The organism is Acinetobacter sp. 3657, assembly GCF_031456775.1.
In the GTDB taxonomy this organism is placed as follows: Bacteria; Pseudomonadota; Gammaproteobacteria; order Pseudomonadales; family Moraxellaceae; genus Acinetobacter.
Map to the genome: position 1 here is coordinate 433,506 of NZ_JAVDVH010000001.1, position 13,534 is coordinate 447,039.

Consider the following 13,534-nt stretch of genomic DNA (forward strand, 5'->3'; position numbering starts at 1 on the left):
AGCAGTACGAATTTAATAATGTGAATAAAACTTGGTTATAAAAAGTGTAGTTATTAATAGATAGAAAATTGCGCTGAAATGAGTACGCTTCGAATGATTCTATTGTTTGGTATTATAGCGAAGAAACAATATTTAATTAAAAATGATAATCATTTCAACAACTGGGTCTTGATTGCTGAAATGGTCAGTTATCAATAGATAATAACTGATCCATCATCTTTATCTGAGCTTATTGGGGTTGCTGTTTCGGCAGAGTTGCAATGAGTCGAGCGAAGTTTTTGGAAAGTGTGGATGATTGCGTCGGGGTATATACTGAGCGTTGAATTATTCCTTTATCGGTTTCAATGGATAGCTCAACGTTTTTCGCGCTTCTCAATTCATAAAGAAACGAGCTTGGGAGAACAAAGGTATTGGCTGAGTGCTTAGGAATAAGCTTACTTATATATTTCTGTTGAGTTTTATCAGTAGGACGGTAGTTAAATGACTTCCCATCCACCAAGAAAGTCATAGCTGTTATATCGTAATATTGATAAGTACTTGTCAACGCAACATCAACTTTTAGTCGATCTTTTTGTTGTTTATCCCATTCAACGACCACATTCGGGCAAATTTCATTGCTCTTACAATTTAATGAACCTGCAGTAGCAAGATGATCAATAGCCGTTGTGGTTGTTTGCGAATTTTGCAAACTTGTACAACCACTTGTCATTACAGCAATACTAAGTAAGCACAGTACTTTTTTCATATTTAAGGTCTCTTATTTATTCCACGTCTAGGCGGTTATTAATGTGATGCTGAACCAAGAAATTCAAATGGTTTTGAGATTTTGAACTGACTGGTTGCGTCACCAGCAAAGGTATTTTGTTGATCACTTCCAAGATCAAGTTTACGTGTAACACCATCTTTAAAATTGATTTTCTTTAAATCAATCCAAAAAACATTCGGGGAAACAGCTGATTCAAAGAAATAAAGTTGTTGCTTGTGATCTGCAACTGTTCTCCAGCGGGTTGAGGAGATATTCGGTTCTTCGGCTGTATTTAAACCAAATGGTACGGATGCATTGCGAATAACACTAAATACCGAGGCGATCGCTTCTTTCGGGTTATTGTTTTTAGGAATGGCATTGATGTAAAAAGAGGCTCGCGCAAAGCGATCTGCGGCTCTATTGGTGCCGGGTAGCATCACTGTTCCACCAATTTGTTGCCAATAAGTATTGAGAGCAAGTTGCTGATCAAAGGTTGGAGAATTCGTCATCACTTGATATTTTTTATTGTGGTGAATGACCTGTTTTCCATTGATGTATTCAATGATTGCACTATCACCAGTTTTATCAGAAAGTGATAAGTGGAGCGTTGTTAGGCGTTGTTCACCGGGTACATTATCGGTAATGATGATAAAAGGTTCTTTTTCCAATGCTGTAACGGCTTCAGCAACAGTCGCATAATTATCGAGTACGTACTGTGCCCATGCTGAAATACTCAAGTGCGGTTTATTTGATTTTTTTGAGTCTGGATATTGAGACTCAACTAACCAGAGCACATTCGCGACAAGACCAACTTCATTCATTCCATCTGTGGTGGAAACATCATAACCAGAGGCGATTACGCTGCCATATTTTGATTTCCATTTTAGTGATTTTGGACCTGCATTACTATCTCGATTTACACCACTGGGCATGATCCATAGATTGCTACCGACATCGACTTTCCAGTCCATAGAGCGAGCAGTGATGACATGATTGTCATTGCCCAAATACACAGCTCTGGTACAGGCCTGAACAGTTTGTAAAAATAATGAAGAAGCGATAAATGAACAAAATAATGTTTTTTTAAACATGTTTTGGCTCCGTTTTTTGTCAAAAATTTATTTAAAAGAAAGATATATTTTTAAATTATTAATAAGTAGTTTATAAATTTTTTATTGGTATTCAATCATTAAAATGTAATTGTTATAAAAATAATCACTTTGATATTTCCAAGTATAATTAACCGACTGTAGTGAAAAGGTTAATTTAATATATTTTCACATATTGAAGTTAATTATCTTGGAAGTATCAATAAAAGGATTAGTTTGGCGGTAATAACATCACAATCGCATTATTTAGCAGTTGAGCGACATCTTCGAGTATTTCAGTTTGATTGAACTGTTCATCAAATATTAAGCTTTCACCATCTGCGACTTGCTTTAAGTAATTTTCAAAGGTCTTGGAAACACAGACGTTTTCGCCATTTGCCCAAAAGTCTAGAGAGTCACCTTGTTGTCTATAAAGTAGTCTCGATGCGGGTTCAAGGATCAACTGGAATCCTGTACCAATGATTTCTGTCAAATCATTGGCTTCAATTTCCTCTGGTTCTGGAATATTGTTTGGATAGTTTGATTCACTCATATAAGACATGATCGCAGCGTCGAACTCTGGTGCTTGAGTGAGATAGTCAAGTAGTTGAGTTTTTAAGTATGAAAATTCAGTATCGTTAATTTCACCCACTTGAGCAGCCTGTTGGCGTTTAATATCAAGCAATGGTTTTTTGAGTATCTCGTTTTCTGCAAATTTATCGCTGACTTGATCAATCATCTCTGAGAGGTTTGGCATACGGAAACCGAAAGAGAAGGTTAAACAATCATCTTCTGCGACACCGTAATGTGAAAGACCTGGTGGTACATAAAGTAAATCACCTGGAGCAAGCACTTCATCAAAATGAATATCCATTTCAGCTAATAGTTTTAAAGGCTGATCTGGAACAAATGCTGTAGATTCATCACACATTTGACCGAGTTGCCAGCGGCGATGACCATGACCTTGCACCAAAAAGACATCATAAAAATCAAAATGCTTGCCGACTGAACCACCTTGTGGTGCATAAGACACCATGATGTCATCACGGCGCCATTGGGGAATAAAAGGAAATTTTTTCCAGAGTTCAGCGATATCAAATGAATAATGATCAACCGCTTGAACTAATAATGTCCATAGATTCGGTAATTTTTGAAAATCACCTTTGGTGAGCGGAGAAGACTTTACATGCCATTCATTTGGATTTTTATTCTTTTGACGAATCAGGCGAGCAGTGACATCTTCTTCCAAAGCAAGTTCTTTTACATCGTCTGGTTCTAATAGACCGACAATTTCAGGCATTGCGTTACGCACCAGCAAAGGTTTTTTTTGCCAATATTCAGTTAAAAACTGTTCTGCGGTGATACCGCCTAAAACCGTTAAAGATTCTTGAGACATAGGGAGCAAGCCAAAATATATAAATTTGTTGCGTATTGTCTATGGAGTTGAATATTGGCGCAAGTGTTGCGGCGTTGTAATCGGTATGGAAATAAATAATGCAGGAATGTATTTAATCTTGATCAATTAGAAGCAGATTCGTTTACAGTCCTTTCAAAAAAACAGTATGCTTAAGATGCAAAAAGGGAGCATACATGTATCAAGTACTGGCAAGAAAATACCGTCCACGTAATTTCAATGAGTTAGTGGGGCAAAACCATGTTTCTCGTGCTTTAACGAGCGCGTTAGAACGTGGGCGTTTGCACCATGCTTACTTGTTTACAGGGACGCGTGGGGTCGGGAAGACGACGATTGCCCGTATTTTAGCCAAGTGTTTAAATTGTGAGACTGGGGTAACCTCTACGCCATGCGAAGTTTGTGCAACGTGTAAAGCTGTCAATGAAGGTCGTTTTATTGATTTAATCGAAATCGATGCTGCATCACGCACCAAGGTTGAGGACACACGTGAACTTCTTGATAATGTTCCTTATGCTCCGACTCAAGGACGGTTTAAGGTTTATCTGATCGATGAGGTTCATATGCTTTCAACGCATTCATTTAATGCGTTGTTAAAGACATTGGAAGAACCACCTGAACATGTGAAGTTTTTATTTGCGACCACTGATCCGCAAAAATTACCGATTACCGTAATTTCTCGTTGTTTGCAATTTACCTTGCGCCCATTGGCTGTCGATGAAATTACTACGCATCTCACTGAGATTTTGAATAAAGAACATATCGATGCTGATCAAGATGCTATTTGGCAAATTGCTGAATCGGCACAAGGTTCTGTGCGTGATGCGCTTTCCTTAACGGATCAAGCGATTGCCTATGGTCAGGGTGCTGTTCACCACCAAGATGTTAAAGACATGCTTGGTTTGATTGACCGTACGATTATTTATGATTTGATTTTGGCGATTCATCAAAACCAACAAGCCCGAGTCAGTCAGTTGCTTTTGCAATTTAGACAGCAAGCATTAGACGTATCTTTGGTCCTAGATCAGTTAGTTTCAACATTGCATGAATTGGCATTGTTACAGTATTTACCTGATCTTGCATTGAAATATAGTGAAGAAATTAATCAGAAAATTCTGCAACTCTCAAAATTGCTTTCAGCTCAAGATTTACAACTTTATTATCAAATTGCATGCAAGGGGCGTGCTGATCTACAACTTGCAGTAACACAAGAGCAAGGCTTTGAAATGTGCGTATTACGCTTGCTCGCATTTAGACCTTTATCTGTGGGTGAGATCACTGTTGTTGAAACAAACCCACATCATGTTGAGCAATCCCCAAAAACTGTGGTTTCGGCTGAAAAAATCTCATCAGATACTCAGCAGTTGCAACAAGGAGCTGTAGTCGAAGAGCAACTTGTTGTTCAGCAAGAAGTCGTTAGCGTTCAACCTGAACCTGAACCTGAACCTGAACCTGAACCTGAATCAATCGTGCAGGAAGATCTTGAGGTCATGGTTTTCGATGCAGCAGATGGACAGCTTATCGGAATAGACAGTGTCTCCGATCAACAAAATCACCAGTCTGATATTGCAGCATTTGATGATGTGCTTATTTTTCCTGTAGAGCCAAAAGCGCAGACAGATCAAATTGTACATCAAGAGATTGAACAGAATTGTTTACAGGTCGAGTCTGAGTTGTTCGATGAAGTTGTTGCGGTCGAGCAAGTTACAGCACAACCTGCCGAGGTTGCGACTGATATTCAACAAGCTGCTGTTGAAGCAACGGATTTGATGCCACAAGACATTCTAAAGCTCCATGAACAGGTGTTAGAAGGTGAGTGGAATCTAGAGAAATGGGAGTACTGGTTTAGAACCAGTCAACTTTCTCCAGCCGTTCAGGAGTTAGCCCAGCATGGAGTCATGCAAGGGCAAATTAATGGTGTGTCGATTTTTCATATTCCTCAAGAATACGAGGGAATGCTATCGCAGTTACAACATGGTTTAGAGGATGCACTCAACTCGCAATGGCCAAATACCCAGTTCGATGTGCAGTATGGGGAGGTTCACTCCAATACGCCATTGGCGATACAAAATCAGCGTAAAGAAAAAGCCTTTAATCGAGCAGTGGAATTATTGCAGCATGAACCAACCATCAAAAGCTTGATTGAGACTTTTGACGCAGAACTACATAATATCCAATTGAAGTCCTGAGTGAGGACAAAGCAACGCTTTGTCCGAGAGCAAGACGAGAGCAAGGCTCGACTGGCGGAACTAAACTCAGCTTTGTCTGAGCGCAAGACTCGAGTGGCGGAATTAAACTTAAGGTTTTGTTCTGGAAGCGTTTGAAACTTCGTAAAGACCTTGCGTTATATGGTTCTATACTGTGGATAGGACAGGGACATTTGTCAGAAATGTCCCATGTTACAATGAGAGCTATAGCTGGTAAGGTGAAATGTCAAAAAACCTTAGTCTGTTAGTAAATATTCAATAAGCACATCGCGCATATTTTCAGGAATTGCCGTACTCTTTCGATTCGCACGATCTACAAAGACATGAACAAAATGCCCCTGTGCGGCGGCTTGCTGTTGGCCTTGCTTAAAAATCGCCAATTCATAACGTAACGATGAATTGCCAATTTTTCCAATTGCGACACCCACTTCAATGATTTCTGGAAATGATAGTTCTTGTAAAAAACTACAGGCTGAATCAACCACCAGACCAATCACGTCGCTGTGATGAATATCAAAACCTGTTTTTTGAATCAACAATGAATTGGCTGCGGTATCAAAATAACTATAGTAGGTCACATTATTGACATGGCCATAAATATCGTTGTCTGCCCAACGGGTTTGTATATCCAAAAAGAATTTGAATTGGTCACGGTTTTTTAAAATCGGTTTACTCATGCATAAATCGCCTGATAAATCTGTAAAGCATCTTGTTCGGTCATAGCTCGTGGATTATTTTGCAATAATCGCGTTTGAAGCATGGCATCCTTCGCCAGTTGTGGCAATTTTGCTTCTGCAATATCCAAGTCTTTTAATTTAAGCGTTAGACCACTTTGATCTAAATGATTTTGCATGTGATCAATGAAAAGATCACATAATCCATCCGTACAGCCTGTACTTCGTGGGTCGAGCAGCTGCATGAGCTCGGCGTAATAATGTTTAGCTTTTGGCACATTGAACTTCAATACTTCAATAAGCACCAAAGCATTGGTATGTCCATGTGAAAGATGGAAATGTCCACCCAGAGGATAAGCAAGAGCATGCACAGCGCCGACAGGTGCGTTCGCAAAAGCTTGACCTGCCAACATTGAGCCGATCAGCATATTTTGACGAGCATCTAAATCAGCGCCATTTTTGAGCACTTTGGCTAAATTTTGATTGAGTAATTGAAGTGCATTCTTCGCCAATATGTCGGCATAAAAGTTTTTTTTGATATTTGAGGTATAGGCTTCAATGGCATGTACCATCGCATCGATACCTGTTGCAGCCGTGATATGTGCAGGCAGACCTGCTGTAAACGTTGCATCTAAAATAGCAACATCAGCATAAAGTATCGGAGAAACAACCCCCATTTTGGTTGTCGCACCTGTTGTGACGATTGAAATTGGTGTCACTTCAGAGCCTGTTCCAGCAGTCGTTGGAACTAAAATAAGCGGCAAACGAGGGGCTTTGGCTTGATTTACACCATAGATTTCACTGAGGTGCTGCTGTTGCTCTGGATGTGCGAGTAAAGCAATGATTTTAGCGACATCCATTGAACTGCCGCCACCAAAACCGATAATCACATCAATCTTTTCTTTTTTCGCAAAATCAACTGCTTCTAATACGATATGTTCTGGTGGATCAGCTTGAATATCGGAGTAAATAATATGGTCGAGGGAGATTTGATTGAATATTTGTATAATCGGCTGATGCAGTTGATGTTGGATCATGCCCGCATCTGTCACTAAAAGCGCTTTGTGATAATGGTGTTGTGCTAAAACCTGTTTAAGTTCTTGTATCGAACCTAGTCCCGCAATAATGTTCGGAACGGTTTGAAATTGAAATGGATTCATAGATACATCCTTATACTTGAACTTTATTTGCATTTTATAAATCAATTACGCGCTAAGCTAAAATATTCTCTCTCATAATCATAGATGAAATGTTAATAAACCCTAATAAATACAACATTTTTATATCAAGTGACTATAGGTTTCATTGCTCAAATAAATTAACATAAGACGCTGTCAAAAAGTGTAGCGTTGAGGTGATTATGCCATCGAAAATGCCCTATAGGGTGTTATGTGTCTGTTTGGGAAATATTTGTCGCTCACCCACAGCAGAAGCGATTCTCAGACATTATTGTGATGTGCATGCTTTAGACGTATTGGTCGATTCAGCTGGAACAAGTAACTACCATCCGAACAAAGCACCAGATACACGGAGCCAGCATCACGCCAAGCTGCGCGGCTATGATCTCTCTACGCAAAGAGCAAGACAATTGCGATTAGAAGACTTCATTGAATTTGATCTTATTTTAGCAATGGATCATGAAAATTTTGAAGATATTCAATCACTCATGGCTAAAGCCGTTCGACAATTTGGGGCTGATCAAATCCGTGCAAAAATAGCATTGATGAGTGAGCACGATCCGTTATTTACTCAACAAGCCGTTCCTGATCCGTATTATGGTGGGGCGGATGGCTTTGATCGAGTGCTTGATCAATGTGAGTCGAGTAGCCAAGCATGGGTGAATATTTTTAAACAGCACATCAAAGCAGGGTAATAGGATCTCATTCGACATGAATGTACAACAGCAAGTTCAGCTTAAACATTTAAATACCTTAAACCTGAATGCGATCGCTTCACACTATATTCAAATTCATCAGCCGCATGATGTTATTGAGGCGTTAGCGTTCGCTGAACAACAAGGTTTAAATGTTTTGGTTTTATCGGGTGGCAGTAATTTATTGTTGCCACAGCAACTTCAAGCGTTGGTGGTGCACCTCAATATTCAAGGCATTGATCTGCTTGCTGAAGATGAAAATACAGTGACTGTGACGGTTGGCGCTGGTCAAGTGTGGCATGATTTTGTTTTATATAGCACGCAGCAGAACTGGTTTGGTTTACAAAATTTGGCTTTAATTCCGGGTTTAGTGGGCGCTTCACCTGTACAAAATATTGGTGCTTATGGTGTTGAGGTCGGTGAATTTATTGAATCTGTACAAGTCTATGATCGTGAATTAAAGCAGTTCGATTCAATTTTAGCCCAAGATTGTCATTTTGCTTATCGGCATAGTATTTTCAAAGATCAACCGAATCGCTACATTATTGTCAGTGTTACTTTTAAATTATTGAAGCATGCTGATTTAAAGCTAAATTACGGTGATCTCAAACAAGCGGTGGCAGATCAGTTGACGGCGGAAAATCTGCAAAATCAGGTGATTCATATTCGTCAAAGTAAATTGCCCGATCCGAAAGCATTTCCAAATGTGGGAAGTTTTTTTAAAAATCCCATTCTTTCACAAACTGAATTTGACAAAATTGCTCAACAATTTCCAAACATTCCTCATTATCCACAAGCAAATAGCAATGTTAAAGTGGCAGCAGGTTGGTTGATTGATCAAAGTGGTTGGAAAGGCAAGCAATTGGGTTCAGTTGGTATGTTCCATAAGCAGGCATTGGTGCTGGTGAATTATGCTGAGGCGACTTTAGCCGATGTTAAAAATACTTACCATGCTGTACAAAGTGATGTAAAACAAAAGTTTAGTATTCAATTGGAACCTGAGCCTGTGTTATATAGTGAACAAGGTTTAATCCAAGCCCATAATGCATGAGGAGATCTATGGCTAAAGTACATTGGATGGTCAGTTTAGTACGCGTAATAACAATACTATTCGTGCTATTGGGCTGTTTTGTACTTTTTTTATATTCGCCATTTTACTCTCAACTGATGGTGAAGGGGTTAAATCACTTTGTTTCAGTGGATGTCAATGAGGTTGCGGCTCAAAGCCAAAAATCCGCTGCTTTGAGTGAACATGAAAACTTGGAACCGGGTTCCAACTTATGGATCGCTCGACAAGCATATCTCAAATTAATCGAAAAGCGTTTTCAACCAGAGAGTTCTGAAGACTTAAAGCTCATTCAGGCGCGGTATAAATTGCTACAACAACTTATTGTTGATGAACAAGAAAAAGAAAGCGAACAGGAAAAAAAGCCAATTATTCCGTTAAGTAATGATCAAGTAGAACAAGCGCAAGAGCGTGTCGCTGCTGCGAGTACACCTATTGATTTTTTACAATTTAATACACCTGATAATTTGGTGTTAATGGAAAAGTATGTCGTTTTTTTAGAAACATATCCGATTGAGTTGCCGATCGTTGAGGAGCAAGAAGGGCCGAGTAAAGAAGATTTACTTGAACTTGAAAAGAATAAAGACGGCATTGTTGAAGCTAAAAACAGCACTGAACCTTATGCGATTGTGGTATTGGGTGGTGGGTTGACGCTTGGTGCAAATGGCAAAGACATTGTGGTAAATAATTACACACGCTTGCGCTTAGAGCGAACATTGCAAGTTGAGAAGCAGTACGATTTGCCTATTGTGCTTAGTGGAGTAGAAGCGCCATATATGCAAGCTTGGCTAGAAGAGCGAGGTCTTGAAGCGAAACTACTTGAAAATAGAAGTATGAATACCTGTGAAAACTCTCGCTTCAGTTCGCTTTTACTGCAAAAGAAAGGTGGCGCACCCAAAGTCATCTTGATTACTGATGAGTATCATATGCCTCGTACCCGACGGTTATTCGCTTTGAATGGTATAGAGACTGTTCCTGTCGTTGCGCCGATGCCAACAACTTTAACCCGCTGGCGCCCAAGTGAAAAAAACTATGATCATAGTCGCCGTGCAAATTATGAAATGCTTGCCACGATTCGTGATGTGCTATTTGGTTCAAGTGATTGTCGGGAGATACCATAATGTCCAATATTCCATTTTTAAATCCGACAATTTTAAAACAACTTGATTTACCTATTCCAAATCGTGAAACCACGCCTCAAATCCTTGAAGCTTTAGATCTAAATCAACCTTTTGAAGCACCTAAAGCATTACTTGCTTACCAGAAGTTGTATGGATTGGACTCGCTGGAGTGTGATCAGTGGCAAGGTTATGTCGAAATGCCATTGTTCCGTGTTCATGTACAAGTCTTTCAACCGAAACAATCCAAGATACAAGGTACTGTTTGCTTGTTGCATGGGTACTTAGAGCATAGTGGGATTTATCAGCCGATCATTAAAGAGATATTGGATCAAGGCTTTAGTGTTGTTACTTACGATTTACCGGGACATGGTTTGAGTGATGGTTCAGCGGCAAGTATTCAAAACTTTGACCATTACCAACAGGTATTACATGCCGTTTATGATGCGGTTCGTGACGCTAAACAATTACCAAAACCATGGTTAGGAATAGGGCAAAGTACCGGTGGTGCGATTTGGATGCATCATTTGCTGGCGTACGCTGAGCGTCGGGAAGATCCGATCGTTGATCGAGTGTTGTTGTTGTCACCATTGATTCGACCTGCGAAAACAGCGTGGTGGCATAATTCTGTCGGCCTAGGCATTATTCGCAGGATCAAAAGCCAAGTGCCACGACATTTCCGCCGTAATAATCATAACCCTGAGTTCCTTCGTTTTATTCGACTTAAAGATCCTTTACAGCCTCGTATGATGGGAATGGATTGGATACTCGCGATGTCGAAATGGATGTTGGAAATGGAACAGCGACCCGCTTGTCGTATCCCTGTTTGGTTAGCACAAGGAGCGCTCGATCAAACCGTGGATTGGCGTTATAACATTGAATATATTCGGCGTAAATTTAGATTGCAGACTTTATTGATGTTAGAAGAAGGCTCACATCAATTGATTAATGAGCGTGCCGATATTCGTGCTGCACTGACAGGGCTCATTCCTGCATTCTTACATGCCAAACCAAATCACCACTATTACTAGTGGTGATTGCTATTTAGCTTAGTTTTTATTAAAACTTAGTGGCATCTGCCATTTTCCACATTCGATAGTAGAAATTCTCGTCATCATCTAAATCGCTCTGTAGCAATTCCTTTTCTTTGAGAAAGAAATGAATTTGCGCATAGTTTTTGATTTCTCGATCATTCATACGCTGTGCTAAATGATGGGCTTTGATCTCGGATGGATGACTTAAACCTGCGGCGGCTATCATTTCAGATAATGCATGTAAGGTGTTTTTGTGAAAACTAAACACGCGTTCGGACTTACTTGGCACATCAATCGCTTTTTGGCGATCTGGGTCTTGTGTAGCGACACCAACAGGGCATTGGTTGGTATGACAGCTTTGCGCTTGAATACAGCCAACAGCAAACATAAACCCACGTGCGGAGTTGACCCAATCAGCACCTAAAGCAAAAGTGCTGGCGATATCAAATGCACTGATGATCTTTCCACTTGCGCCAATTTTCACTTGGCTACGTAAACCAGCACCGGTCAAGGTGTTGTGTACGAAACGTAAACCTTCTCTTAATGGAGTGCCGATGTAATCACTAAACTCAATTGGCGCAGCACCTGTACCACCTTCAGAACCATCTACCACCACAAAGTCAGGCACAATCTTAGTTTCGAGCATAGCCTTCACGATACTCATAAACTGCCAAGGCTGCCCAATACACAGCTTGAAACCAACAGGTTTACCACCAGACAGCTCTCTTAGTTGCTGAATGAAATGCATCATTTCAATTGGCGTGCTAAAGCTCGGATGTTTAGAGGGTGAAACACAGTCATGATCTCTGGAAATCCCACGAATATGTGCGATTTCTTCAGTGATTTTATGTTTTGGCAAAATTCCACCATGACCCGGTTTAGCACCTTGTGATAGTTTCACCTCAATCATTTTAATTTGTGGATTTTTAGCTTGTAAAGCAAACTTCTCAGGATCAAAAAGTCCATCAGGCGTGCGACAGCCAAAATAGCCACTGGCAATTTGCCAAACAATATCTCCGCCATTTTCTAAATGGTAAGGGCTCAAGCTACCTTCACCAGTATCGTGATAAAAATGCCCCATTTTTGCGCCCTGATTCAATGCTCGAATGGCATTGGCACTTAGACTCCCAAAGCTCATTGCTGATATATTCATAATCGAGGCACTATAGGGTTGAAGACATTGGGCATTACCGATCTGAACACGAAATGAGGCTGGATCAGCAGGCGGGCATGGCGCGATAGAGTGGACGATGAAGCGATAGTTCGGTTCATACACATCGATGATTGAACCAAATGGTTTATCTGCATTTTCATTTTTGGCGCGTTGATAGACTAGGCTACGTTGCATCCGCGAAAAAGGTAACGCATCTTGATCTGACTCAATAAAATATTGGCGGATTTCAGGACGTACATCTTCAAAAATAAAACGGAAATGACCTAAAATTGGATAGTTTCTTAATATGGCATGTTTCTTTTGCAGTAAATCGTATAAACCAACCAGACTGAGTATCGTTGTTACTAGCCAAAGCCCATTTAGCAGCGTGTCAGAAATAAAATAGTAAATGGTATGTGGAGTGTACGTTGCTTTGAACCAAGTAATACTTAAAGCGATAAAAATACAAAGAAACCAAACAGAATGTCTTGAAAAGAAAGTGTTGAGTAGTTTATGTCTTATCGCTTGTGCTGGACTAGCCATAGGCAAGAGATTCCTATCATTAAACAATGAAGCAACCATGCCAAGAACCAGATATAACTACAAGTAATGAATTGTTAGGTCTGAGAATGATTCTCTTAAAGCGGCTAAAATCAATTCCAATGCACATACATCAAACTTTATATTCTTCTTAGATGGTTATTACTACACATCTTTTTATTGCTTAGTGAACTTTGAACGTGCTGACGCACTTCGAGGTTATTTATACATTTTGCTATTCATTTAGTGGAATATTCATGTTTTATTGTATTGAGACCAAGGTAGGATTTAGATATAAATCTATTTATCGTTAAATCACGCTGATCCCGCAATATAGGGTGTTTGATTAAGCAGAGTTGAGTCCGTGTAAATCGAAATAATTACACATAACATAATTAAATTATGTATTGCATAAATTTAATCTTTCTTGTAGCATTAATTTTAAGTTGGTAGCCAATGCTTAGACATGCTTTTTTAGCGTTGTATTTGGCTTACTTAAGGAAAAGAAAAGGCTTTAACACGGATGCTTTTGACCAATATATAAAAACACCGTATGCCTTTTCTGTTAACGCTTACACATGTTGTGATCTTTTGGATGATGTTAACGATGAGAGCCATTGTTTAA

At 39.7% G+C, this 13,534-nt stretch carries 11 protein-coding genes; 5 read left to right on the forward strand and 6 right to left on the reverse strand.

What is annotated here, in order from left to right; genetic code table 11:
* Positions 1 to 229: 229 nt before the first annotated feature.
* From J2Y37_RS02000 to J2Y37_RS02010, 3 genes are all read right to left on the reverse strand, one after another.
* Entirely contained in the window at positions 230 to 745 is a 516-nt protein-coding gene (locus J2Y37_RS02000; RefSeq protein WP_349031673.1) for a hypothetical protein, read from the reverse strand.
* 38 nt (positions 746 to 783) lie between these two features.
* The gene (locus J2Y37_RS02005; RefSeq protein ID WP_349031674.1) at positions 784 to 1,836 is read right to left on the reverse strand and encodes a linear amide C-N hydrolase; all 1,053 of its coding nucleotides are present in this window, start codon (positions 1,834 to 1,836) and stop codon (positions 784 to 786) included.
* Between the two features lie 229 nt (positions 1,837 to 2,065).
* Positions 2,066 to 3,229: a cupin domain-containing protein gene (locus J2Y37_RS02010; protein WP_349031675.1), complete on the reverse strand. Its 1,164-nt coding sequence runs from the start codon at positions 3,227 to 3,229 to the stop codon at positions 2,066 to 2,068.
* 194 nt (positions 3,230 to 3,423) lie between these two features.
* Here J2Y37_RS02010 and dnaX point away from each other — a divergent pair, with 194 nt between their 5' ends.
* Entirely contained in the window at positions 3,424 to 5,433 is a 2,010-nt protein-coding gene (gene dnaX / locus J2Y37_RS02015) for a DNA polymerase III subunit gamma/tau (RefSeq protein ID WP_349031676.1), read from the forward strand.
* A 254-nt stretch (positions 5,434 to 5,687) separates the two neighbouring features.
* Here the strand turns inward: dnaX and J2Y37_RS02020 are convergent, their stop codons facing one another.
* On the reverse strand, positions 5,688 to 6,128 hold the full coding sequence (locus tag J2Y37_RS02020) for a thioesterase family protein (protein ID WP_349031677.1): 441 nt from the start codon (positions 6,126 to 6,128) through the stop codon (positions 5,688 to 5,690).
* Entirely contained in the window at positions 6,125 to 7,285 is a 1,161-nt protein-coding gene (locus J2Y37_RS02025) for an iron-containing alcohol dehydrogenase (RefSeq protein ID WP_005196735.1), read from the reverse strand. Before J2Y37_RS02025 ends, J2Y37_RS02020 begins: the two co-directional genes overlap by 4 nt.
* Before the next feature lie 200 nt (positions 7,286 to 7,485).
* Between J2Y37_RS02025 and J2Y37_RS02030 the strand changes: the two genes are divergently transcribed.
* From J2Y37_RS02030 to J2Y37_RS02045, 4 genes are read left to right on the forward strand one after another with little or no spacing between them, the layout of a single operon-like run.
* Positions 7,486 to 7,998 (forward strand): low molecular weight protein-tyrosine-phosphatase, encoded by a 513-nt coding sequence (locus J2Y37_RS02030; RefSeq protein ID WP_349031678.1) that lies wholly within the window; start codon positions 7,486 to 7,488, stop codon positions 7,996 to 7,998.
* 16 nt (positions 7,999 to 8,014) lie between these two features.
* Entirely contained in the window at positions 8,015 to 9,049 is a 1,035-nt protein-coding gene (gene murB / locus J2Y37_RS02035; RefSeq protein WP_349031679.1) for a UDP-N-acetylmuramate dehydrogenase, read from the forward strand.
* Between the two features lie 8 nt (positions 9,050 to 9,057).
* Entirely contained in the window at positions 9,058 to 10,185 is a 1,128-nt protein-coding gene (locus J2Y37_RS02040; RefSeq protein WP_349031680.1) for a YdcF family protein, read from the forward strand.
* Complete coding sequence (locus J2Y37_RS02045; protein WP_004670867.1) at positions 10,185 to 11,213, forward strand: alpha/beta hydrolase; 1,029 nt, start codon at positions 10,185 to 10,187, stop codon at positions 11,211 to 11,213. Before J2Y37_RS02040 ends, J2Y37_RS02045 begins: the two co-directional genes overlap by 1 nt.
* Before the next feature lie 28 nt (positions 11,214 to 11,241).
* On the opposite strand, the gene J2Y37_RS02050 is transcribed toward J2Y37_RS02045, so the two are convergent.
* On the reverse strand, positions 11,242 to 12,912 hold the full coding sequence (locus J2Y37_RS02050) for an FMN-binding glutamate synthase family protein (protein ID WP_349031681.1): 1,671 nt from the start codon (positions 12,910 to 12,912) through the stop codon (positions 11,242 to 11,244).
* Positions 12,913 to 13,534: the final 622 nt, after the last annotated feature.

Coding starts and splice junctions, on each gene's coding strand:
- J2Y37_RS02000 (WP_349031673.1), bottom strand. CDS start 745: ATGAAAAAAGTACTGTGCTTACTTAGTATTGCTGTAATGACAAGTGGT.
- dnaX (WP_349031676.1), top strand. CDS start 3,424: ATGTATCAAGTACTGGCAAGAAAATACCGTCCACGTAATTTCAATGAG.
- J2Y37_RS02045 (WP_004670867.1), top strand. CDS start 10,185: ATGTCCAATATTCCATTTTTAAATCCGACAATTTTAAAACAACTTGAT.
- J2Y37_RS02010 (WP_349031675.1), bottom strand. CDS start 3,229: ATGTCTCAAGAATCTTTAACGGTTTTAGGCGGTATCACCGCAGAACAG.
- J2Y37_RS02030 (WP_349031678.1), top strand. CDS start 7,486: ATGCCATCGAAAATGCCCTATAGGGTGTTATGTGTCTGTTTGGGAAAT.
- J2Y37_RS02005 (WP_349031674.1), bottom strand. CDS start 1,836: ATGTTTAAAAAAACATTATTTTGTTCATTTATCGCTTCTTCATTATTT.
- J2Y37_RS02020 (WP_349031677.1), bottom strand. CDS start 6,128: ATGAGTAAACCGATTTTAAAAAACCGTGACCAATTCAAATTCTTTTTG.
- J2Y37_RS02050 (WP_349031681.1), bottom strand. CDS start 12,912: ATGGCTAGTCCAGCACAAGCGATAAGACATAAACTACTCAACACTTTC.
- murB (WP_349031679.1), top strand. CDS start 8,015: ATGAATGTACAACAGCAAGTTCAGCTTAAACATTTAAATACCTTAAAC.
- J2Y37_RS02040 (WP_349031680.1), top strand. CDS start 9,058: ATGGCTAAAGTACATTGGATGGTCAGTTTAGTACGCGTAATAACAATA.
- J2Y37_RS02025 (WP_005196735.1), bottom strand. CDS start 7,285: ATGAATCCATTTCAATTTCAAACCGTTCCGAACATTATTGCGGGACTA.